Here is a 23,267-nt window from a genome sequence, read left to right as displayed (position 1 = left end):
TTTTTTATATTTTCAATATTTCTTTCTCTTTTTTCGAAAAAAAATCATTTATTTTATCTATGTATTCAATGGTTATTTTTTGTATATATTTTTCTCCATTTTTCGATATATCTTCAGATACTTTTATTTTTTTGATATTTTTTTTATTTTTTTTTCTTGTTTCTCTTATAAGAATTTTTGCATGTTCTGTTTGAGATTTAATTTTTTTTATGAAAAATCTTCTTCTTTCTTCCGTTATAACTGGAAGATGAATATGAATCGTATTTCCTTTATGAGTAGGAGTAAACCCTAAATTTGCATTTATAATAGATTTTTCTATATAAGGAAGAATATTACGATCCCAAGGTCGAATTGAAATATTTCTATGATCTAGAACATGAATGTTTGATACTTCCAACAATAAGGAAGATGTATTATTATATTTTACGTTCATTTCTCCTAATAAAGAAGAAACTGATTTACTTCCTAATCGTATACAATAAATTTCTGACTTTAGTTGATCAAAAATTTTTTCCATATCTTTTTTACAAGAAGAAAAAATTTTATTTAAATTACTCATACATTTTTCCTTTTATTTCTGGATACCAGTGTACCAATTTCTTTTCCAGAAACTAAATTTTTAAAATTTTCTTTCTTATTAATATCAAAGATAACAATTGGTAAATTATTTTCGCTTCCTAGGATAAATGCTGTTTGATCCATGACTCGAATTCCCATTTTACAAACCATTTCAAATGAAAGATATTTTAGTTTTTTAGCATCTTTATTTTTTTTTGGATCTTTTGTGTAGATTCCATCTACTTTAGTTCCTTTTAATAATACATCAGCTTTGATTTCTATAGCACGTAAAACAGCTGCAGTATCTGTAGTAAAATACGGATGCCCTAATCCTGCAACAAATATTACAACGTTTCCTTTTTCGAGTTTTTGAATTGCGATATTTTTTCGACATGGTTCCGCAATTTGATCCATTCTAATTGCTGTTTGCATATAAGTACTAATTCCTACATTTTCTAAATGCGATTGAAAAGCAATCCCATTAATAACAGTTGCCAGCATACCCATGTAATCTCCATCTATACGATGAATATTTCCTGATGATATTTTAGGAAGAAATCCTCTAAATATATTTCCTCCTCCTATTACTATTGCGACTTCTCCTCCCATATCTACAACTTTTTTTACTTCTTCAGCATATTGTTGTAAACGATTTGAATGAAAAACGTATTTTCCGTTTCCCATAAGAGCTTCTCCACTTAATTTCAATAATAATCTTTTGTATTTCATGAAATAGATGTTTCTTCAAAAATAAAGTTTTTAAAAATTTTTATAAATAAATTTTATGGAAAAATTCCTAATTTTTCATAAGAATCAACGATTTTATTAATAGCAAACAAAAATGCTGCGGTACGTAAATTATCAATTTTTAATGATTTTTTCAAATCTCTTATTTTGTGAAATCCACTAATCATTGTGTCTTCCAATCCACTTCGAACTAAATCAATTTCTCTTGCACCTCTTAGAATGATTTTTTTCTCTTCATTAGAAATTTTTTTATTACACGTTGTTTCAATTACTTGCAATAATTCTGCGTTCATATTTTCACTAAATCGTTTTTCCATACGTCCGTGACGTACATGACTGAGATTTTTTAACCATTCAAAATAAGAAACAGTTACACCACCTGCATTTAAATAAATATCTGGAACAATAATAATACCTTTTTTTTCTAAAATTTCATCTGCTTCGGGAGTTATTGGCCCATTTGCTGCTTCTCCTATAATTTTCGCTTGAATACGATGAGCATTTCTTTTATGTATCACGTTTTCTAAAGCTGCTGGAATTAAAATGTCACATTCCAATTCCAATGCATTTTCTGTATTTTTTATATTTTTTGATCCTGGAAAATTTAATATAGAACCTGTATTTTTTAAGTGTAAAATTACTTCATGAACATCCAACCCCTTTTTATTGTAAATCGCACCTTCTCTTTCTGCTAAAGCAACGATAATTCCTCCATACTGATGAAAAAATGAAGCAGCATGATATCCTACATTCCCTAATCCTTGTATAATAATTTTTTTCCCTATTAATCCTGTATTAAGACCGACATATGCCATATCTTCCTTCATTTGACATAATTCTCGGATTCCATAAAAAACACCTAGTCCTGTAGCCTCTTTTCTTCCTCTTACCCCTCCTTGAGAGACAGGTTTTCCAGTAACACAAGCTAATGCATCTATATCTCCTGGACGAATCGATGAGAAGGTATCAAAAATCCAACTCATCTCTTTCTCTCCAGTTCCATAATCAGGGGCAGGGACATCAATTCCTGGACCAATAAAATTTTTTTTAATTAATTCTAAAGTATAACGACGTGTAATCGTTTCTATATTTTCTTCCGACATTTTTTGAGGATCTATTTTAATCCCCCCCTTAGCTCCTCCAAAAGGAACATCAACTATTGCACATTTATAGGTCATTAAAGCGGATAAAGTCATAATTTCATCTTGATTAACTTTAGTACTGTATCGTATTCCTCCTTTACAAGGAAGTTTGTGATGAGAATGTTGAACTCTATAGGCCTCAATAACTTCAATGTTTTTTCCTATTTTCACAGGAAAGTGAATTCTATAAACGGAATTACACGATTTAATTTGGTTTAAAAGTCCTTGTTCAATGGAGAGATATCGGGATGCCTTATCAAAATTTTTTTCTATACAATTAAAAAAACTATATGAATTAATTTTATTTTGGTTTTTTTTTGACATAAAAAAAAGTTTTTACACATTTCTAAAAAAATTTAGACATGATACAGAAAGCATCCTGTATTATGAATAAATTGTTATCAATATAAAATATTAATTATTTTTTTTGGGATGATTACTAATTTTTTTATTCTTTTTTCTGTATTTTTTATTTTTTTATGATTTAGGATGTTTTTTTCTATTTGTTTCATACTAAGTTTTTTATCAAATTTTTCCAAAAATTTGAATTTTCCGTTTATCATAATTTTATATGTTATTTGTTTATCATTTAAAAGGTATTGTTCTTGAAGAGAAGGTATAGGAAAATAAATAATAGATTTTTTTTTCCCCAATTTCATCCATAATTCTTCAGATATATGAGGAGCAAAAGGAGAAATTAATTGAATCAGGGGTTCTAGGATCTTTCTTTTATTGCATTTTAAAAAAATTAATTGATTTACCATAATCATAAAATGACTGATACATGTATTAAAGGAAAATAATTGTATTTTTTTTTCAATTTTTTTGATTAAAGTATGTAAAATTTTAAATTCTTCATTAGTTGGATTTTCTTCATTTACTTGAAAAATTCCATTTTTATGAAATAAATTCCATAATTTTCTTAAGAAATTTTTTATTCCAATGATTTTTTGTAAACTCCAAGGTTTAGACTGAACGATTGGACCTAAAAACATTGCATACATACGAAATGTATCCGCTCCATATTGTTCGCAAATTAATTCAGGATTAATTACATTGTATTTTGATTTAGACATTTTTTCTAATTGTCTTTTGCAAAAAAATTCTCCATTTTTGAGAATAAATATCGGATTGTAAAATTCGGGATAATGATATTTAAATTGATTTATATCTAACTTATCTTTCTCTTTTATACAAGTATGACTGATATAAAGTTCTTGAAATAAGAAAAATGTTTTTTTTCGATTTTTAAGATTATAAGATACAAATATATTTTTTCCAATCACTTTCAATATAGTAAAAGAATAACTTAAAATCATTCCTTGATTTAATATTTTTTTAAATGGTTCTTCTGTTTGTACCCAACCTCTATCTTTTAAAAATTTGTGCCAAAATCGAGAATAAATTAAATGTCCAGTACTATGTTCTGATCCTCCAATATATAAATCAATATTTTTCCAATACATTTCTTTTTTTTTGTCTATAAAAAAGTTATTGTTTTCAACATCCATATACCGCAAAAAATACCAACTTGAACCTGCCCAACTAGGCATAGTACTAGTTTCTATAGGAAAGATTGTTTGATGATCAATTAAATGGGTTTCAACTACTCTTTTTTTCTTTTTATCCCAAGCCCATTTCTTTAGTAATTTTTCATGATTAAAATGATTCTTTTTTGGAAGAAGTAATGGTAAATAATCAACAGGAATAGTTTTAGGGATGTTATTTTCGAAATAAATTGGAATAGGTTCTCCCCAATATCTTTGTCTAGAAAAAATAGCATCATGAATTTTATAACTTTTTTTTGGAATAAGAGATTCTCGTAAAATTTTTACGACTTTTTTTTTCGCTTGATTCAAGGAAAGTCCATTTAAAAAATGAGATCTTATACATATGTTTTTATTTTCTTTTATGCAAAATTTCACTACTTTAACGGATTTTAATCCAAATTTTTTTGCAAATTGGTAACTTCTTTTTTCATGTCCTGGAATGCCTATCATGGATTTTGTTCTATGATCTAAAGGAAAAAAATTACTAATATAAATAGGAATTTTTTTTTTAGTAAATGGATGTATAACATGGTTTCCTGTAAAAACTCCAGATATACTTTTTGAAAAATTATTTTTTATGAGAAAATGGGTTAAAAGATATTTTGATACATTTTTTTTATCTTTATGGGATGTGCTTATCCTTTTTGAAAAAGGATGATATGGAGATAAAATGATAAAGGTAATACCGAATATTTTTTCAGGTTCAAAAAGAAGACATTCAATGATTTTTTCTTCACTTTCATGAAGACGTACTTTGAAAAAAATAGAAAAACAATGTTTCTTTCCTATCCAATGAATTTGAATTTTTTTTAAAGAATCAGAACATTTAATATTATCTAACCCTTTTAATAATCGTTCTGCATAAGCACTAATTCTTATATGCCATTGAAGCATATTTTTTTTATAAACTGGATATCCTCCTCTTATGCTTCTTCCATTTTTTATTTCTTCATTTGCTAAAACAGTACCAAGATAAGGACACCAGTTTACAATATTTTGACATAAATAAGCTAATCGATAATTCTGCAATATATTTTCTTTTTCTTGAACATTGAATTTTTTCCAAGTAGTACTACTAAATTTTTCTTGATATGAAGTTATAGCATTAACTAACACATTTCCATGTTGATTAAATTCTTGAATAAGTAAATGTATTGGTTTAGCAGATTCGTAATTTTTATCATACCAAGAATGGAAAATTTGAATAAACATCCATTGAGTCCAACGATAATATTGAGGAGAACTAGTGCTTATTTTTCTATTCCAATTAAACGATATCCCAATTTTTTTGATTTGATTAGTATATTTTTTTTCATTCTCTTTAATTGTATCTAATGGATGCTTTCCTGTTTGAATAGCATATTGTTCTGCAGGTAAACCAAAAGAATCAAATCCAATAGGATGTAATACATTATATCCTTTTATTCTTTTATATCTTGCATATATATCCGAAGATATATACCCTAAACAATGTCCTACATGTAGTCCATATCCTGATGGATATGGGAACATATTCAGTATATAATATTTTTTTTTATTGTTTTCTTCTCCTAGAAATACATGATGTTTTTCCCAATATATTTGCCAATATTTTTCTATTTTTCTAAAATTATATTCTGTATCCATTTTTTTTACATATTTCATAAAAAATTACAATAAATTTTATTATGTAATTTTAATATTTTCTTAATTAGAACAAGGAGATAAATGATTAAAAATAATTTTTTTAAAAAAAAAAAAAAAGTTTAATGAGAATAAAAATGATTTTTTAAATGAAAAATTTTTAAATAACAAAAATATCGATGAATTAATTAAAATAATTCATAAAAATCCTATTCTTGTTGGAAAAATATTTAGATTATTAAATCTTTATAAATCTATTTCTATATTTAGAATATTAGATCTTACTATTAAAAAAAAAGTTATAGATCAATTACCTTTGATTAAGAAAATGGAATTATTGAATAATCTATCTGTAGATGATCGTGTTTCTTTTTTAGAAAATCTTCCCAATCATTTCCTCAAAGATTTAATTAAATATTTGAATCCAGAAGAAAAAAAAAAAACGTTGGTATCTTTGGGTTATCCAGAAAATAGTGTTGGTCGATTGATGATTCCCTACTATCTTGCAGTAAAAAAAACTTGGAAAGTCCAAGATGTATTAGATCATATACGAAAAGAAGTAAAAAACAGTGATTTTATAGAGATTATTTATGTCATAGATGAAAAAGGAAAACTAATAGACGATATTAAAATTAAAGAATTTTTATTGGTTGATCCAAAAACAAAAGTCTCTTATATCATGAAAAAAAAATCTACTGTTTCACTAAAGGTTACTGATACAGAAGAAGAGGCAACCAAAATATTTTCCATGAACAATCGTGTTTCATTACCTGTTGTAGATCATTACAATTATTTACTTGGAATAGTTACTGTAGATGATATACTTTGGGTATTAAACGAAAATTATAGGGAAGATTTTCAAAAAATAGGAGGAGTGGAAGTTTTAAATCAATCTTACATGAATATTCCATTATATAGTTTGATAAAGAAAAGAGCAGGCTGGTTAATACTTCTTTTTATAGGAGAAATGTTTACAACAACAGTCATGCAAAACTTTTCAAGTGTAATAGAAAGAGCGGTTGTTCTTGCTTTATTTATTCCTTTAGTAGTATCAAGTGGAGGAAATAGTGGATCTCAAGCATCTAGTTTAATTATTCAAGCTATGGCTTTAGGAGAAGTAAAAATAAAAGATTGGTGGATCGTAATGAAAAGAGAAATTGTTTGTGGATTTTTCTTAGGAAGTATTTTAGGATTAACAGGATTTTTACGTGTTGTTGTTTGGCATAATGCAAAATTATTTAATTATGGGCCACATTGGATTCTTGTTGGAATTTCTGTTTTTTTTTCTCTTATTGGTATAGTTTTATGGGGAACATTGAGTGGATCAATGTTGCCTTTTATTATTAAAAAATTTAAGGGAGATCCAGCTACTTCATCTGCTCCTTTTGTTGCAACTATTGTTGATGTAATAGGGTTAATTATATATTTTTCAATATCTTATACTCTTTTGCATGGAACTTTATTGTAATAAAAATTGTTGACATTGTTGAATAACATAATCAAAATCATTTGGAATAGGACAAGAAAAAAAACATTTTCCATATTTTGGATGGATTAAATGAAGAGAAATTGCATGTAATGCTTGTCTTTTTAATAGATTCAAACAATCATCAAAAAATTTAATGTATTTTTTTTTATATCTTTTTTTCATAAAAATTTTTCTACCTCCATAATCTTCATCACCAAAGATAGGATTTCCTAAGTGTTTAAAATGTGCTCTTATTTGATGAGTTCTTCCTGTTTCTAATTCACAAGAAACACATGTTAAATATAAATCTTTGAATCTTTCTAAAACTTTATAATGTGTAACAGAATACTTTTTATTTTTTTTCATTTCTTTATTATCTGGAAATACCATCATTTTTTTTCTATTTTTTGGATTTCTTCCAATAAATCCTTTTATATGTCCTTTTTCATTTTTCAAATCCCCCCATACTAATGCAATATATTTTCTTCTAATGATTTTTAATTGAAATTGTTTTTTCAAAAATTTTTGAGTATCTATATTTTTAGCAAAAACCAATAATCCAGTAGTATTTTTATCTAATCGGTGAATTAATCCGAATCGATCTAATCTAGATAAATAAGGATGGTGTTGTATCATATAATGTATCAGCGTATTTTTTTCGTTTCCACATCCAGGGTGAACTACCATGTTAGATGGTTTATTTACAATAATAATATCTTTATCCTCATAAAAAATAATATTCATATTATTCATTATTTTCTCATGGAGATTTTTTTGTTCTAGTTCTAACACATTTTTTATAGAAGAAAAAAATTTGCATTCGATAGAATCAAACGGTTTTATTTTGTAATTTTTTTTAATTATTTGATTATTGACATAAATATTTCCATACTTTAAAAATTTTTGTATCTGATTTCGACTGATGTTTTGTAGTTTGTTCATTAAAAATTTATCTATACGTATAGAATGTTGATTTTTATCCGTAATAATTCTCATATGGATTAGATTTTCTTTGTATACAAAATTTATTATAGATTATTTTTTATTATCCATAATTTTATTACTATTTTTTTCATTGGATTTACCGATATTTTTATTTTTTTTTAAAATGGATTTTTTTTTACATTTATGATTGGTCGAATCACAGGTTAATGGATCATCGATTAAATTCTCTTTTGATTTTTCCAAAAGAGAAGGTTCTTCTCCATTCCAAGAAATGTTAGGAGGTAATATTGTATGAAATCTTTTATCTGACATATCATTTCTTAATTCTAAATTATTCTTTAGTAATTCATAATATTTACGATTATAGTTTAATACATTAGAATTTACAATAAGATATATACATCTTCCTTTTTTTATGTAATTTCCTGCTTTTGGTGAAAATGAAATAATTTGATTTCTTTTATAAAAAGGATGATAATATTCTAGTCGATAAATATGATATTTCAAATGAAGACGTTTTAATATCGAAATAGATTGTGGCAAAGTATAACGACATAAATTGGGCATTATTATGCATGAGTCATGTTGAGTGTATGTATTCATCCATTTTAGAGAGTATTGAGTTATTTTATAAATAAAAAAAAAGGATATTAATAGATGAGTCATAAAAATTAAAATATATCTTTTCATAAAAATAAAATATCATGAAAAAAATTGCAGTTATTATGGGAGGATACTCTAAAGAGTCCAGCATTTCCTTGAAAAGTGGAAACATTGTATATGAAAATTTGTGTAGAAAACATTTCATGCCATATCGTGTATATATCTTCAAAGATAAATGGTTTATGAAAGATGATCAAAATAGAGAATACATAATTAATAAACATGATTTTTCTGTAAAATTAAATGAAGAAATTTTAACATTTGATTGTATTTTTAATACGATTCATGGAACTCCTGGGGAAGATGGAATATTACCTTCGTATTTTGATTTGTTGAATATTCCATATACAGGTTGTAATCAACAATATTCTAATTTAACTTTTAATAAGAAATATTGTTTATCACTATTGAAATGTTTTGGAATTAACATTGCAAAATCGATGTTTCTTAATAAAGATCAATTTTTTTCTGAAGAAAAAATATTGAAACGTGTTGGTCTTCCTTGTTTTGTAAAACCCAGCAAATCAGGTTCGAGTATAGGAGTAAGTAAAGTTTATAAACAAGAAGATCTACATAATTCTATAAAAGATGCCTTCCAATATGATGAAGAAATTATTATTGAATCCTTTCTTCAAGGAAAAGAAATTTCCGTAGGAGTTTTTTCATTTGGAAATGAAATTACTGTATTACCTATAACTGAAATAATTAGTCAAAACGATTTTTTTGATTTTGAATCAAAATATTCTGGAAAATCACAAGAGGTTACTCCAGCAAATTTATCTGTTAAAGTTACTAATCGTGTGAAAAGAATGGTCAAAAAAATATATAAAATCCTTAATCTTTCCGGAATTTCTAGATCGGAATTTATCATTTGTCATGATAAGCCATATTTTTTAGAAATCAATACAATTCCAGGATTATCTATCGAAAGTATTTTTCCAAAACAATTAAAAGTAGCAAATATATCTTTATCTGATTTTTTTTCTGATTTTATCAATTATTCAATGAATAAATAACATAATATATTTTATAATTTACAACGACATTTTTTTTTGCAATAGGGTGATGAGAAAAAATAAAATATTTTTCTTATAAAGCACCCTATTGCAAAAAAAAATAAAAATCCTATAATGATATATTCCCATGATGATCCATGAATTTTATGAGTATTTGATAACTTATAAAAGAAAATACATATGCTAGTAATGTCATTAAAACAAATTGTGTAATTGGCCATTTCCAAGACTTTGTTTCTTTTCTCATGATTGATACAGTACTCATACATTGCATAGAAAATGCATAAAAAAATAATAAAGAAACTCCTGTAGGAACGTTGCAAACAAACTTATTATTATAAATATTTTTATGCATTTCATTTTTATTGATATTTTTTGGTCCTTCTATTTTATAAAGGGAATTCATAGTACTTACAAAAACCTCTCTTGCTACGAAAGAAGATAATAATCCTATTCCAATCTTCCAATCATATCCTAAAGGAGAAATGATAGGTTCTATTTTTTTTCCAAACAGTCCTAAATAAGAATTTTCTAATTTTCTTTCTTCTATATTTATAGGATATAAAAAAGAATGATTTTTCTTAAAAAAATTATTTTCAGAAGGACCAAAAGTTCCTAATACCCAAATCAATACATTAATTAATAAAATAATCTTTCCCGTATTTAAAATAAAAGATTTAATATGTAACCATAAACTAATGAAAATATTTTTTAATACAGGAATTTTATAAGTAGGAATTTCCATAATTAAATGACTATCATAACTTTTTTTTAAATATTTATGAAATATCATAGCAACACAAAGAGATGTAATTACACCTAAAATATACATCATCATTAATATGATCCCTCTCAATTGAAAAAATCCCCATTTGATGTTTGGTATGATTAAAGATATGATAATAGTATAAATTGGTAACTTTGCTGAACAAGTCATAAAAGGAGTTACAAGGATAGTAATTAAACGATCTCGGTAATTTTCTATATGTCTCGATGAAATAATTGCAGGAATAGAACAAGAAATAGCGGAAATAAGAGGAACAATACTTTTTCCATTTAAACCAAATGGACGCATAATTTTATCCATTAAAAATATAACTCGACTTATATATCCACTTTCTTCCATAAGAAGAAGGAAAAACAATAAAATAAAAATTTGTGGAATAAAACTAATAATAGTATTGATTCCTGGCAAAAATCCTTGTAAAAAAAAATTACTTAATGGACCCGTATAAATATTTTCTACATTTTGTTGTATGTAAGAAAAAAAAAATTTAATAAACCTTACAGGAAATTCTGACCAAAAAAATATCAATTGAAAAACAAAAAATAATAAAAAGAAAAATACTATATATCCTAGAAAAGGATGTAGAATTAGTGATTTATCTAATTTTTTTAAAAATTCTAAACGATTTTTCGTTTTTTCAGAAATAAATTCAGAAACAGTTTTAGAATATATATTTCCAATTTCTTCATATCTATCTAATATTTCTTTGACTTGTAATCTTTTTGAAATAATTTTATACTTTTTTCGAATCTCCTTTAACAAAGGATTTTGTTTGACAAATTTTTTGTCACATGCTAAATGATACCAAGCTTCATAAGGATTCTTTATATGAAAATGATTTTTGACTTCTTGAATAGCATGAAAATATTGTTTTTTTATAGAAAAGGATAAAGATTTTATTCGTAATGATCGAATTTTTTTTTGAATTAGAATTTTTAATTGATTCTTCATTTCTTGGATTCCATCTCCATTTCTAGCATTTATAAGAGTAATTTTTGTATTAACAATTATTTCTAATTTTTTTATGTTAATATATATTCCCTTTTTTTTAGCTTCATCTAACATATTTATAACAATGAACATGGAAAAACCAAGATCTTGTACTTGTCTAAATAAAAGGAGACTTTTTTTTATGTTAGAAGCATCAACAACAAAAAGAATATAATCTGGATGATCCTTTATCTTTTGATTCAATAAGAATGTACTAATGATTTCTTCATTTTCAGATGAAGGATATATACTATAAATTCCTGGTAAGTCTATTATTTGATAGCTTATTTTTTGATCACAAAAAAATCCTATTTTTTTTTCTACTGTAACTCCTAAGTAATTCCCTATTTTTTGATTAAGTCCTGTAAGTTTATTAAACAAAGAAGTTTTTCCTACATTAGGATTTCCTAAAAGGGCTAATTTTATCAATCTTCCTTGCATAATTTTTTATTTTTAATAATAGGTTTTATTAAAATATTTTTTGCTTCTTTTCTTCTAAAAATTAAATAGGATTTTTCACATTTTATACATAATGGATCATGAAAAATAGAAACGAATAATACTTCAATTTTGATTCCTGGTAACACTCCTAACTCTATTAATTTTATTGGTACATCTTCATTTTTATACCCATGAATAATTCCAACATCTCCTTTATTCAGATCAGATAACCTATATATTTTTTTTTTTTTCTTTCATATAAATAATAAATTTTCAATAGTAAAATAAAAAATTAAATTTATCTTTTTTATTTAAACTATTAAAATGACATTTTTTTTTATAAAATTAATACAATTATTAATCAGTATTTCTATGTTAATTGTGATTCATGAATTAGGTCATTTTTTTTTCGCAAAATTTTTTAACGTTCACGTTGAAAAATTTTTTTTGTTTTTTAATCCATGGTTTTCTTTATTTAAAAAAAGAATAGGAAATACTACTTATGGAATTGGATGGATTCCTTTAGGAGGATATGTAAAAATAAATGGACTCAACCATCAATCAAAAACTTCTTTGGAAAAGAAAAACAAATACAGTTTTAATTCAAAATCATCATTTCAAAGACTTTTCATTATTTCTGGAGGAATTATTGCAAATGCCTTACTATCTATTACAATTTTTTCTTTCTTATTTTTTTATTATGGAGAAGTTAATCTACCAATCAAAAATATTCAATATGGTGTTGAAGTTGGTTCATTAGGTAAAAAAATTGGATTTATGAATGGGGATAAAGTTTTATCGATCAATGGAGAAAATGTACACTATTTTAGTGAACTTCCTAAATCCTTATTACTTGGAAAAAAAATTTTGATCAATCGAATGGGAAATGTAATAAATTTATCGATAAATAATAAAACAAAAAAACTTATTTTTAATCGAAAAAAAAATAAAACGTTTACTTTTCAACCTAGAATTCCATCGATTATTTATCATATTGAAAAATATAAAATAGCAGAAAAATGTGGATTTCAAGTTAATGATGAAATATTATCAATGGATAATGATCATATCTTATTTTTTGATCAAATAAAAAATATGATATTTAAAGAAAATAACAAAAAATGGATCTTTTCTATTAATAGAAATGGAACATTTATACAAAAACATATATATGTAAATATAAATCAACTTTTAGGTATGAGGATTCAAAATGGGATGGATTTAAGTAATATTTTTTGTTTTGAAAAAATGGATTATTCTCTATTTAAAAGTATTCAATATGGATATATGAGAACTTGTTCCGTTTTAAAAAATCAAATTCATCTTTTTAAAAATATATTTCATACGGAAACTGGAGCTTATAAACAAGTAGGAAGTTTTTTATCCATGGCTAAAGAGTTTCCATCTGTGTGGAATTGGGAAATTTTTTGGAATTTGACAGCTACTTTATCTATTTGGTTATCTTTTATTAATATTTTTCCTATTCCATCATTAGATGGAGGATATATATTGTTTATAATCATGGAAATATTTATGGGAAAAAAATTAAGTGAAAAAATTTTGGAACGTAGTACTATTGTTGGTTTTTTCATAGTCAGTATACTAATGATATTGGTTGTTGTTTGGGATGTTTTTAAAGTGTTTTTTATTTCTTAAAGAAAAAAATGGAATCAGGAGTAACTCCTATATCTAAATAAATATCATGTTTATGAATAGATCCAATACTTTTTATGGGATGAAAAAAGCTCATACCTATTTTCAATAGGTTTTTTTTACATAAAGGGATCATTCTATCATAGAAACCTTTTCCATATCCTATACGATATCCATTAATATCAAATATAATTAATGGTATAAAAATAACTTCAATTAGATGATTTGGAATGATTTTTTTATAAACTGGTTCCATTATCCCAAATGGATTTTTTTTTAAAATTGTTTTTTTATTATATATACAATTCTTTATCGAAAAATTTCTAAAATTAGAATAAGGAACAGTAATGCATTTTTTTTTCTTCAGAAGAAAGTCTATAATAAAAAATGTATTGAATTCATTATTATTTTTTATAGGTAAAAAAATATTATAATGTTTTTTGTTATAAGGAATAATTCTATTCATACGAAGAGAGATCTTATAACTCATTTTTTTAATATATATCTTGTTTAGTAATTTTCTTTTTTCTAAAAATTTTTTTCTGATTATTTCTTTTTCATTCATATCAAAATTTTATTTTTATTATCCACTTATACATTGATTGATAAATGAACTCAGTATGTTTTTTATAACCTCAGGTTTTTCTACATGTCCCATATGTCCCGTATATATTTTTTCTACATATGTTCGATATCCATTTTTTGTTTCTTCATCAATTTCTTTTTCCTCTAAAATAGAATCATAGATCCCAAAAATATATAATTTAGGAAATAACTTTTTTTTTAATAAAAATTCTCGATCATTTCTAATAATCATTCCTTTTAAAAAAGAAATAACACTATGTTGATTTGTAGAATAAGCAATTTTTTTCGTTAAGGAAATTTCCTTTTTAAGGAAAAAAATTGTTTTTTGGTTAAACCATTTAGGTACTATTTGATTTATAAATGAATAATAATTGGATTTTACCATACGTATTGATTGAACACGTTGTTTCATTTTTTTAAATGAATCTTTTTTTGCAGTGGAATGAAGTAAACATAAACCTAATAAAATTTCTGGATATTTTTCTGCAAATGCTAAAGAAATATATCCACCCATAGAATGCCCAATGAATATTGCTTTTTTTATAAATAAAGCTTCTATAATATTTTTCAATACATCTGCCATCCACTCCATGGAAATAACTTCTTTTTTTATTTTGTAAATACTTTTTCCATGTCCTGGTAGATCTATGGAAATAATTTTGTATTCTTTTTGAAGAGATTGACAAATTCCATTCCATAAGAATGAACTTCCCATAAATCCATGTAAAAAAATAAGAACTGGAACGTTTTTGTTGTGATTAAGCGAAAAATTTTTCTTTATATAAATATTATTGATAAACATTATAATAAAATTCTTTATCTAAAGAATCTTGATTTTAAAAATAATATATTGATTCTATCAATTTATAAATTGATATTCTTTTTTATTTCTTTTGATAAAAACTCTAGTTTTTTTTGAGAAATATTGATTCTTTTTTTTAAAAAATTTGCATCATTTTCATGATCCATAGGAATTAGATGAATATGAATATGAGGAATTTCAAATCCCATAATAAATAAACCTATTCGTTTGCAAGGGATAGTTTTTTCCATTCCTATTGCAACTTTCCTAGAAAAAGACATAATAGAGATAAAATCTTTCTCTGAAAGGGAAAAGATTTTATCTCTATTATGTCTTTTCGTTATAACCAAGGTATGTCCAATTTTTATCGGATAAATATCTAAAAAAGCTAAATGATCTTCATTTTCTACTATTTTGTAGGAAAAAGTTTCATTTTCAATAATTTTTTGAAATATATTTTTATTCATTAAACGCAATTTCTAAAATCTCATAATCAAGAACCATATTATTTGGTAATTTAATTCTTGCAGTTTCTCCCACCTGTTTCCCTAGTAATCCAGAAGATATAGGAGTATTAATGGATATTTTTCCAGACTGTAAATCTGCCTCCCCTTCAGGTACTAAAGTATATATTTGTTCTCCTCCATAAGTTAAATTTTTTATTCTTACTGTGGATAGAATAGAAACTCTATTCTTTTTTATTTTTGTTTCATCTATTACACGTGCGATTTGTAATTTTTTTTTTAATTTTGCTATATTCATTTCCAATAATCCTTGTGCTTCTTTGATGGCATCATATTCTGCATTTTCTGATAAATCTCCTTTATCTCTGGCTTCTGCTATTTGCATGGATATTTTAGGACGTTCTATATTTTCAAGTCTTTCTATTTCTTTCTGTAGTTTTTTCAATCCTTTCTCTGTTATATATTCAAATTTTTTCATGATTTTCGAGTTATATTTCATTTTTTTGAAAAAAAAAGAAAATGAATTTTATTCATCCATGAAACTTTTTTAAAAATGGATTTATTTCATATACATAAAATTACAAATTTTTATATTCTTTAATTTTATTGAAGAATCATACAATAATACAAATCATTGTTAATTGATTCATTTCATTGATCATTTATTCTATTCTTACAATATTTGCACCTATCGATCGTAATCGTTCATCTATATTTTCGTAACCTCTATCGATTTGTTCGATATTTTTTATAATACTTGTACCTTTTGCAGAAAGAGCTGCAATAAGAAGAGAAATTCCTGCTCTAATATCTGGAGAGTTTAAAATAGATCCTTGTAAAAAAGACTTATGATTTAATCCAATAACAGTAGCCCTATGAGGGTCACATAATATAATTTGAGAACCCATTTCAATTAATTTATCTACAAAAAATAAACGACTTTCAAACATTTTTTGATGAATTAATACACTTCCTTCTGCTTGTGTTGCAACAACAATGAGTACACTTAATAAATCTGGTGTAAATCCAGGCCATGGAGCATCTGAGATGGTTAATATAGTATTATTAAATGATCTAGAAATTTTATAAGATTCTTGCAATGGAATAAAAATATCATCTTTTTCTTTAATTATTTTTATTCCCATTTTTTGAAATGTACATGGAATGATTCCTAAGTTTTTCCAACTAACATTTTTTATTCGTATTTCAGAACAAGTAACAGCCGATAAACCAATCCAACTTCCTATTTCTACCATATCGGGTAATATAGTATGGACGCATCCATTTAAGTTTTTAACCCCAATAATTTCTAATAAATTCGACCCTATTCCTTTTATTTTTGCACCCATTTTATTCAACATTTTACATAACTGTTGTATATAAGGTTCACATGCAGCATTATAAATAATTGTTTTTCCTTTCGCAAGAGTCGATGCCATAATTACATTTGCTGTACCCGTGATGGAAGCTTCTTCCATTAAAATATATGTTCCACTTAATCTTTTTTTCGAATATAAATAAAAACATTTATGTTTATTATTGTAATGGATGTTACATCCCAATAATTGTAATCCGTTTAAATGAGCATCTAAACGTCTTCTACCTATTCGATCTCCTCCAGGAGTAGGAATACATACTGCTCCTAACCTTGTAAGAAGAGGTCCAGCAAGCATAATAGATCCTCTTATAGATTGAATTTTTTTTTGAAATGGCTTTTCATTAAGAGATTCTATTTCTATATTTTTTGCATGAAAAGTATAATCTTTAATTCCATTTTTTTTTATGATAACTCCTAAATGTTTCAAAATTTGAATAATACATTTAACATCTCCTATTTGTGGAATATTCTTAATTCTTACTTCTTCTGAAGTTAATAGTGTAGCACATAATATTTGTAATGATTCATTTTTTGCTCCTTGAGGAAAAATGACCCCTTTTAAAGGAATCCCTCCTTTGATTTTGAATATCCCCATCATTTCTATATTTTTTAATTTTTGAGTATTGTAATAATGGATAAGGCTTTTTTCCGTTATATTTTAAACATATTTTCCCCTTAGAAAGTTTTTTTAAATCATTAAAAATAGTATCATCTTCGACTAGACTTTTATTCCATCTTAAATAATTTTTTTTCATTGTATTAGCTATTGCATAAAACAATCCTTCTTTTTTTTTTCTATCTTTACATTGAATAGCCACATGAATCATATTTCTTATGATTTTTCCATAATGTCGAAAATTATTTAGTGATTCGGGATATGTAATTTTTTTTTCAAAAGATTTAAATTTTTCTGACTCCTTTTTAGGAAAAGGAAGATCAATATCTAATTTATGTTGAGACATAATCATTAATTGATTCCAAAGTTTTTGTTGAAAAAAAGGAATAGATTTTCTTAGTCTATGATTTAAAACAAAATCTGTCATTAATTTGATAATTCCCAGTGCACAACGATTTCTTTTATCACGATCTTTTATTTTTATGGCGTAAGATATCATTTTATGAATATTTCTCCCATATTCTGGGATAATTAATTTCAAACGATTAGTATTGTATTCCATATTATTCTGTGTTTTTTATATGTGATAGTTTCTTAGTTTCATTGTTTTTATATGATACGACATTCAATGTCCATAAAATTTTTTTATGAAAAAAATTTTTTCTCATTTTACAAGAATCATGAAAACAAAATGTACAATGATGATTTTTACATGCATCTACATGAACGGAAAATTCTACTTTTGATCCAAATTTATTTTTAGTTAATTGTATCAAATTTTCTACTTCTCTATTAGCTTCTTTAATATTAAAATACCAAGGAACAGTTAAATGACAATCAATATGTAATGCACTTCCATATTTAATCATTTTTAAATGATGTAGATCAATCCAATAAACATTTCTTTTTTGATTCAGATAAAGAGATAGTTTGTTTAATAATTCTTTATCTGATTCATCCATAATTCCAGCCGTTGCATTTCTTATGAGTTTAAATCCAGTGTATAAAATGATAGAAGAAAATATTAAGGATAATAATGGATCGATCCATACATGTTTTGTTTTATTTAGTATGATTAAACCTATAATAATAATAATAGTAGAATAAGTGTCTATTTGAAGATGTTTTCCACTAGCAACAAGAATAATATTATTATTTTTTTTACCTAATTTACAAGCCCAATATCCTAAAGAATAATTGATGATAGCGGTTATTAACATTAAAACAACTCCGTGATCTAATTTAGAATAGAAAACTCTATAATTCATAGATCCTTTCCATTTTGTAAATGTATTAGAAAAAATTATAATTCCTGCTATAAAAATCATAACTCCCTCTATCGCTGTAGAAATAAATTCTATTTTTCCGTGTCCATAAGGATGATTTTGATCTTTTGGTAAAGAAGAAATATAAAGACAGAATAATCCGATAGATCCACTAATAACATTAATTAAACTTTCCATAGCGTCACTAAAAATAGATAGTGAATAAGTTAGTTTCCATGCAATCCATTTTACAAAGAAAAAAAAAATGGATACAAAAAGAATAACTTTTTGTAAAAAAAAATTTGATTGTATTTTTTTGGAATGATTCATGGGCAATCTATAGAACAATTATTATTATGTATAAATCTTTAATTTATTTAAATTTAATAAGATCTTTTTTTTACCAAATTTTTTGAAATATACAGTAACAATTTGTTGATTTTTTTGTATGTCTAAAATAATTCCCAATCCAAAGGATTCATGAAATACTTGATTTCCTTTTTCAAAATTTATGTTATTTTTTTCATATGTATGATATTTATAATATTTTAATGATTTTGTTTTAAAGGAAGGAATATTTTTTGTTTTTAGGAATTTTTTATTTATTTCATTTATGAAACGACTGGGTTTAGTTTTTCGTTTTTTTCCCCAAATAAATCTATTTTTTGCATAAGTTAATCTTGCAATTTTTTGTGCTCTTGTTAAAGCAACATAGAATAATCGACGTTCTTCCTCTATTTTTGATGGATCATTCAAATTTGATTTTGAAGGAAACAAATTTTCTTCTAATCCTGAAATAAATACAATAGAAAATTCTAGGCCTTTCGATAAATGAATTGTCATTAATGACACTTCATTATTTTCATGTTTACTATTATTTATCAAATTATTTTGATCATTATATTCTTTTAGATAAAAATGTTGTAAAAATCCTGACAAACTAGGATCTCCTTTAGGAATCATTTTGTTTTGATTATTAACATAATAGTTTATATTCTCAATCAAATATTGGAAATCTATCACTTTCTTATTATAGAATTGATTTTCGTTACAAAAGAAATCAATTATATTTTTTGCTATTTGATAAGCATCTTTGTTATTTACTTCTTTATGTATTTTTTCAACATTTAAAAAAATTTTTTTTAATTTATTTCTTGTATTTTGTTTTATTTTTTTAAATTCATGATATATATCAATATGTTTTATAATATTATATATATTTTTATTTTCTGTTTTTTTTTGTTGAAAAAAGGAAAATAACGTATTTAAAGTTTTTTTGTATCCTATTTGATTTTTAAGAATTCGATATAATGCTTCTTCATCGTTAGGATTAATCACAATCCTAAAATAGGACAATAAATCTCTTGTCTCTTTTCGATTTTCAAATGAGATATTTCCATATATTTTGTAAGGAATATTTCTTTCTTTTAATGCATATTCAATCAGTTTCGATTGTGAATTTACTCGATAAAGAATTGCAAAATCTTTATAATTCATTCTTTTTTCTTTTTTTAAAGAAACAATAGAAGATGCTATGTATTTTGCTTCTTCTATATCAGAAATCGCTCCATATATATTGATTTTTTCTCCTTTTTCATTTCTTGTCCAAATATTTTTAATAATTTGATTTGTATTGAATGAAATGATTGCATTTGATGCTTGTACAATAACATTTGTAGAACGATAGTTTTGTTCTAATCGAAATATTTTTGCATGAGGATACTCATTATGAAAATTTAATATGTTTGAAATATTTGCTCCTCGAAAAGAATAAATGCTCTGTGCATCATCTCCTACAACAAATAGGTTGTTCGATGGATAAGACAAATTTTTTATTATAAAATTTTGTGATAGATTTGTATCCTGATATTCGTCAACAAGAATATATTGAAATTGATTTTGATATTTTTTTAATACGTTAGGAAAATAGGAGAATAATTGATTTGTATATAGTAATATATCATCAAAATCTAAAGAATTAGAATGAAAACATCGTTGATTGTATAATTGATATATCTTTGAAAAAAACTCATTTTTTTTACTAGGTAAGAATAAATTATTTTTGTATTCAGAAATTCTATTTCTTATATCTTTAACATTTAATTTTGTTTCAATGTTGATATCCTTTAATATTTTCTTGATAACGTTTTCAGAATCTTGTCGATCATAAATAGTATATTCTGATGTAAATCCTAAACGATATGCTTCTTTCCTTAAAATAGATGAAAAAATAGCATGAAAGGTTCCTATTGTTATTTTTTGTAAATCTTTTTTAGGAATCATCAACGAGATTCTTTTTTGCATTTCTTTTGCAGCTTTATTTGTAAAAGTTAAAGCCAGTATATTTTTAGGATGTATTTTTATATTTTTAATCATATGTGCTATTCGATATGTAATTACACGAGTTTTCCCTGATCCTGCACCTGCAATAACTATAATTGGCCCATTAATAGTTTCGATAATTTTTTGTTGAATATTATTTATATTTTTATTCATGTTATGAATAAATTTTTGATTTTTTTTTGATAGTGAAAATTTGATTTATCATTAAAAAAATTCGGATTTTTTTTTGAAAAATTTTCAGCTATTTGTATCACTTTTTTGATGAATTTATAATCTTTACAAAAATTTGTAATTCGTAGATAATGTTTTCCACTTTGTTTAATTCCTATTAAATCTCCACTTCCTCTCAATTTCAAATCTTCTTTTGCTATTTTTAATCCATTATTAGTATTACACATTTTTGTTATTCTTAAAAATCCTTCTTCACTCATATTTTTATCAGTCATAAGAATACAATAACTTTGGGATTTTCCTCTTCCTACTCTACCTCTCATTTGATGTAATTGAGATAATCCAAAACAATTAGCATTTTCTATTAAAATAACTGTTGCATTTGGAATATCAATACCTACTTCTATAATTGTCGTTGTATTAATAATTTTAGTATTTCCATTACAAAATTGATGCATTTGCATTTCTTTTTCGTTCTCTTTCATAGAACCATGTAAAATGCCTACCTCTACATCTTTAAATCTCTCTTTAATTTTTTTGTATCCATTCATTAAATGATGATACTTATTTTTTTTTGATCTGTTAATAGTGGGATAAACAATATAAATCTGTCTTCCTATTAGGATCTGTTGTTCGATGATTTTCCATGCTTGATCACGTTTTTCATTCAAAATATGAATTGTCCGAACAGGTTTTCTTCCATCAGGAATTTTTTTTAATATAGAAATATATAAATTTTTATAAAGTACTTGAGCAAGTGTACGTGGAATAGGAGTGGCAGACATGATTAAAACATGGGGTGGGTATCGGTAATGATTACAGATCTTTTTTCTTTGTTCAACTCCAAAACGATGTTGTTCATCTATTATCGCTAAGCCTAGATTATGAAAGCTTACTTTTTTTTGTATTAATGCATGAGTTCCTATTACAATATTTACTGTTCCTTTAACAATATTATGGTAAATTTGTTTTTTTAAAGGTTTCGAAATAGAACTTGTTAATAAAGCAATTTTAACATCAATTTTTGAAAACATTTTTTTTACGTAGTGATAATGTTGAATTGCTAAAATTTCAGTAGGAACCATGAAACATGATTGAAATCCATTATCTAATGCAATCAACATGGATAACATAGCTACGATGGTTTTTCCACTACCTACTTCTCCTTGTAATAACCTATTCATTTGAATAGGCTTTTTTAAATCATTTAATATTTCTTTAAAAGCTTTTTTTTGATCATGAGTTAAATTAAAAGGTAAGAAGTATTTGTAAAAATGATAAAATTTTTTTCCAAATTTATAAATAGGTTTACTACATATTTTTTTTTTTTCGTATAAAAAGAATAATTTTATCAAGAAAATTTCTTCAAATTTTAATGAATATTTTGCTTTAAATAAATCTTGGAAAGATTTAGGAAAATGAATTTGAACTAAAGCTTGATTTCTTGGCATTATTTTTTTTTTCAGGAATTCCTGAAAAAAAAAATCTTCTATAGAATTTTTTTTGAATTCTTTTATAATATTTGATAATACATTTATTATCATCGAATTATTAATTCCATTTTCTTCTAATTTTTTAGATATACGATAAATAGGATGTATGAATAAAATGTTTTTGCAAATTCTTAATTCCTTAATATTAGGATGTATAATTTGAATTTTTTCTTGAAAAAAATTAGTTCTTCCAGAAACTAAATATTTATAATTTTTTTTTAAAATTCGTAAAAAATGATATTTATAAAACCATATCAGTTCAATCGATCCAGTATCGTCTTTGAAAGAAACAACCATTATTTTTCCTGGTTTATTTTGATATGAAATCTCTCGTATTTTTTCGATTGTTCCTATTATTTGTACAATACAATTTTGATTTTTTTTTTGTTCTAATTCTGATATATTTTTTATTGGTGTATAAATATATGTTTTCGGATAAAAAAGAAGAAAATCTTCATATGTATAAATATTTAGTTCTGAATTAAGTAAATGAACTTTTTTTTTACTTAATCCTTGTACATGTTTGATCGATTTTTTTAAAATATTATTGACGCACATTTATTAATA

At 24.7% G+C, this 23,267-nt stretch carries 20 protein-coding genes; 3 read left to right on the top strand and 17 right to left on the bottom strand.

Annotated features, from left to right (window positions below):
- Nucleotides 1-4: 4 nt before the first annotated feature.
- The 4 genes from H0H42_RS02285 to H0H42_RS02270 all read right to left on the bottom strand — a co-directional run bounded on the left by H0H42_RS02285 (nt 5) and on the right by H0H42_RS02270 (nt 5,641).
- The gene (locus tag H0H42_RS02285; protein ID WP_185868437.1) at nt 5-559 is read right to left on the bottom strand and encodes a ribosome-recycling factor; all 555 of its coding nucleotides are present in this window, start codon (nt 557-559) and stop codon (nt 5-7) included.
- Nucleotides 556-1,287 carry a UMP kinase gene (gene pyrH, locus H0H42_RS02280; protein WP_185868436.1) on the bottom strand — a complete coding sequence of 244 codons (732 nt, stop codon included), beginning with the start codon at nt 1,285-1,287 and terminating at the stop codon, nt 556-558. Before pyrH ends, H0H42_RS02285 begins: the two co-directional genes overlap by 4 nt.
- Before the next feature lie 53 nt (nt 1,288-1,340).
- Entirely contained in the window at nt 1,341-2,771 is a 1,431-nt protein-coding gene (locus tag H0H42_RS02275) for a Glu/Leu/Phe/Val family dehydrogenase (protein WP_185868435.1), read from the bottom strand.
- 77 nt (nt 2,772-2,848) lie between these two features.
- Nucleotides 2,849-5,641, bottom strand: coding sequence for a class I tRNA ligase family protein (locus tag H0H42_RS02270; protein WP_223843679.1), 2,793 nt, complete (start codon nt 5,639-5,641; stop codon nt 2,849-2,851).
- A gap of 73 nt (nt 5,642-5,714) precedes the next feature.
- On the opposite strand from H0H42_RS02270, the gene mgtE reads away from it, so the two are divergent.
- Nucleotides 5,715-7,088 (top strand): magnesium transporter, encoded by a 1,374-nt coding sequence (gene mgtE, locus H0H42_RS02265; protein WP_185868771.1) that lies wholly within the window; start codon nt 5,715-5,717, stop codon nt 7,086-7,088.
- Here mgtE and H0H42_RS02260 read toward each other — a convergent pair.
- Nucleotides 7,080-8,084 carry an RluA family pseudouridine synthase gene (locus H0H42_RS02260; RefSeq protein WP_185868434.1) on the bottom strand — a complete coding sequence of 335 codons (1,005 nt, stop codon included), beginning with the start codon at nt 8,082-8,084 and terminating at the stop codon, nt 7,080-7,082. The two genes, mgtE and H0H42_RS02260, sit on opposite strands and share 9 nt — an antisense overlap.
- Before the next feature lie 39 nt (nt 8,085-8,123).
- Nucleotides 8,124-8,723: a PASTA domain-containing protein gene (locus tag H0H42_RS02255; RefSeq protein WP_185868433.1), complete on the bottom strand. Its 600-nt coding sequence runs from the start codon at nt 8,721-8,723 to the stop codon at nt 8,124-8,126.
- A 14-nt stretch (nt 8,724-8,737) separates the two neighbouring features.
- On the opposite strand from H0H42_RS02255, the gene H0H42_RS02250 reads away from it, so the two are divergent.
- On the top strand, nt 8,738-9,712 hold the full coding sequence (locus H0H42_RS02250) for a D-alanine--D-alanine ligase (RefSeq protein ID WP_185868432.1): 975 nt from the start codon (nt 8,738-8,740) through the stop codon (nt 9,710-9,712).
- Between the two features lie 109 nt (nt 9,713-9,821).
- On the opposite strand, the gene feoB is transcribed toward H0H42_RS02250, so the two are convergent.
- The gene (feoB, locus tag H0H42_RS02245; RefSeq protein ID WP_185868431.1) at nt 9,822-11,930 is read right to left on the bottom strand and encodes a ferrous iron transport protein B; all 2,109 of its coding nucleotides are present in this window, start codon (nt 11,928-11,930) and stop codon (nt 9,822-9,824) included.
- Nucleotides 11,915-12,127: a FeoA family protein gene (locus H0H42_RS02240; protein ID WP_394798845.1), complete on the bottom strand. Its 213-nt coding sequence runs from the start codon at nt 12,125-12,127 to the stop codon at nt 11,915-11,917. The genes feoB and H0H42_RS02240 overlap by 16 nt, the downstream gene beginning before the upstream one ends.
- A gap of 175 nt (nt 12,128-12,302) precedes the next feature.
- Between H0H42_RS02240 and rseP the strand changes: the two genes are divergently transcribed.
- Nucleotides 12,303-13,586: an RIP metalloprotease RseP gene (gene rseP / locus H0H42_RS02235; protein WP_394798834.1), complete on the top strand. Its 1,284-nt coding sequence runs from the start codon at nt 12,303-12,305 to the stop codon at nt 13,584-13,586.
- Here the strand turns inward: rseP and H0H42_RS02230 are convergent.
- The 9 genes from H0H42_RS02230 to recG all read right to left on the bottom strand — a co-directional run bounded on the left by H0H42_RS02230 (nt 13,576) and on the right by recG (nt 23,258).
- On the bottom strand, nt 13,576-14,148 hold the full coding sequence (locus H0H42_RS02230) for a 5-formyltetrahydrofolate cyclo-ligase (RefSeq protein ID WP_185868429.1): 573 nt from the start codon (nt 14,146-14,148) through the stop codon (nt 13,576-13,578). The genes rseP and H0H42_RS02230 overlap by 11 nt on opposite strands.
- A gap of 18 nt (nt 14,149-14,166) precedes the next feature.
- Nucleotides 14,167-14,970 carry an alpha/beta fold hydrolase gene (locus H0H42_RS02225; protein ID WP_185868428.1) on the bottom strand — a complete coding sequence of 268 codons (804 nt, stop codon included), beginning with the start codon at nt 14,968-14,970 and terminating at the stop codon, nt 14,167-14,169.
- Between the two features lie 62 nt (nt 14,971-15,032).
- Nucleotides 15,033-15,437, bottom strand: coding sequence for an HIT family protein (locus tag H0H42_RS02220; RefSeq protein ID WP_185868427.1), 405 nt, complete (start codon nt 15,435-15,437; stop codon nt 15,033-15,035).
- A complete protein-coding gene (gene greA, locus H0H42_RS02215) occupies nt 15,430-15,912 on the bottom strand; it encodes a transcription elongation factor GreA (protein ID WP_185868426.1) in 483 nt (160 codons plus the stop codon). The genes H0H42_RS02220 and greA overlap by 8 nt, the downstream gene beginning before the upstream one ends.
- A 184-nt stretch (nt 15,913-16,096) precedes the next feature.
- Nucleotides 16,097-17,407, bottom strand: a complete 1,311-nt coding sequence (murA, locus tag H0H42_RS02210; RefSeq protein ID WP_185868769.1) for a UDP-N-acetylglucosamine 1-carboxyvinyltransferase — start codon at nt 17,405-17,407, stop codon at nt 16,097-16,099.
- Complete coding sequence (locus H0H42_RS02205) at nt 17,337-17,990, bottom strand: DUF4290 domain-containing protein (protein ID WP_185868425.1); 654 nt, start codon at nt 17,988-17,990, stop codon at nt 17,337-17,339. The genes murA and H0H42_RS02205 overlap by 71 nt, the downstream gene beginning before the upstream one ends.
- Before the next feature lies 1 nt (nt 17,991).
- Nucleotides 17,992-19,023, bottom strand: a complete 1,032-nt coding sequence (locus tag H0H42_RS02200) for a cation diffusion facilitator family transporter (RefSeq protein WP_185868424.1) — start codon at nt 19,021-19,023, stop codon at nt 17,992-17,994.
- A gap of 24 nt (nt 19,024-19,047) precedes the next feature.
- A complete protein-coding gene (locus H0H42_RS02195; protein WP_185868423.1) occupies nt 19,048-21,189 on the bottom strand; it encodes an ATP-dependent helicase in 2,142 nt (713 codons plus the stop codon).
- A complete protein-coding gene (recG, locus tag H0H42_RS02190) occupies nt 21,186-23,258 on the bottom strand; it encodes an ATP-dependent DNA helicase RecG (RefSeq protein ID WP_185868422.1) in 2,073 nt (690 codons plus the stop codon). The genes H0H42_RS02195 and recG overlap by 4 nt, the downstream gene beginning before the upstream one ends.
- Nucleotides 23,259-23,267 lie beyond the last annotated feature (9 nt).

The sequence above is a fragment of the Blattabacterium cuenoti genome (genome assembly GCF_014252275.1).
In the GTDB taxonomy this organism is placed as follows: Bacteria; Bacteroidota; Bacteroidia; order Flavobacteriales; family Blattabacteriaceae; genus Blattabacterium; species Blattabacterium cuenoti_O.
This window is presented reverse-complemented; position numbering and strand designations above follow the sequence as displayed.

Coding starts and splice junctions, on each gene's coding strand:
- murA (WP_185868769.1), bottom strand. CDS start 17,407: ATGGGGATATTCAAAATCAAAGGAGGGATTCCTTTAAAAGGGGTCATT.
- H0H42_RS02200 (WP_185868424.1), bottom strand. CDS start 19,023: ATGAATCATTCCAAAAAAATACAATCAAATTTTTTTTTACAAAAAGTT.
- recG (WP_185868422.1), bottom strand. CDS start 23,258: ATGTGCGTCAATAATATTTTAAAAAAATCGATCAAACATGTACAAGGA.
- H0H42_RS02225 (WP_185868428.1), bottom strand. CDS start 14,970: ATGTTTATCAATAATATTTATATAAAGAAAAATTTTTCGCTTAATCAC.
- H0H42_RS02220 (WP_185868427.1), bottom strand. CDS start 15,437: ATGAATAAAAATATATTTCAAAAAATTATTGAAAATGAAACTTTTTCC.
- H0H42_RS02260 (WP_185868434.1), bottom strand. CDS start 8,084: ATGAGAATTATTACGGATAAAAATCAACATTCTATACGTATAGATAAA.
- H0H42_RS02270 (WP_223843679.1), bottom strand. CDS start 5,641: ATGAAATATGTAAAAAAAATGGATACAGAATATAATTTTAGAAAAATA.
- pyrH (WP_185868436.1), bottom strand. CDS start 1,287: ATGAAATACAAAAGATTATTATTGAAATTAAGTGGAGAAGCTCTTATG.
- greA (WP_185868426.1), bottom strand. CDS start 15,912: ATGAAAAAATTTGAATATATAACAGAGAAAGGATTGAAAAAACTACAG.
- H0H42_RS02250 (WP_185868432.1), top strand. CDS start 8,738: ATGAAAAAAATTGCAGTTATTATGGGAGGATACTCTAAAGAGTCCAGC.
- H0H42_RS02255 (WP_185868433.1), bottom strand. CDS start 8,723: ATGAAAAGATATATTTTAATTTTTATGACTCATCTATTAATATCCTTT.
- H0H42_RS02195 (WP_185868423.1), bottom strand. CDS start 21,189: ATGAATAAAAATATAAATAATATTCAACAAAAAATTATCGAAACTATT.
- feoB (WP_185868431.1), bottom strand. CDS start 11,930: ATGCAAGGAAGATTGATAAAATTAGCCCTTTTAGGAAATCCTAATGTA.
- rseP (WP_394798834.1), top strand. CDS start 12,303: ATGTTAATTGTGATTCATGAATTAGGTCATTTTTTTTTCGCAAAATTT.
- H0H42_RS02230 (WP_185868429.1), bottom strand. CDS start 14,148: ATGAATGAAAAAGAAATAATCAGAAAAAAATTTTTAGAAAAAAGAAAA.
- H0H42_RS02285 (WP_185868437.1), bottom strand. CDS start 559: ATGAGTAATTTAAATAAAATTTTTTCTTCTTGTAAAAAAGATATGGAA.
- H0H42_RS02205 (WP_185868425.1), bottom strand. CDS start 17,990: ATGGAATACAATACTAATCGTTTGAAATTAATTATCCCAGAATATGGG.
- H0H42_RS02275 (WP_185868435.1), bottom strand. CDS start 2,771: ATGTCAAAAAAAAACCAAAATAAAATTAATTCATATAGTTTTTTTAAT.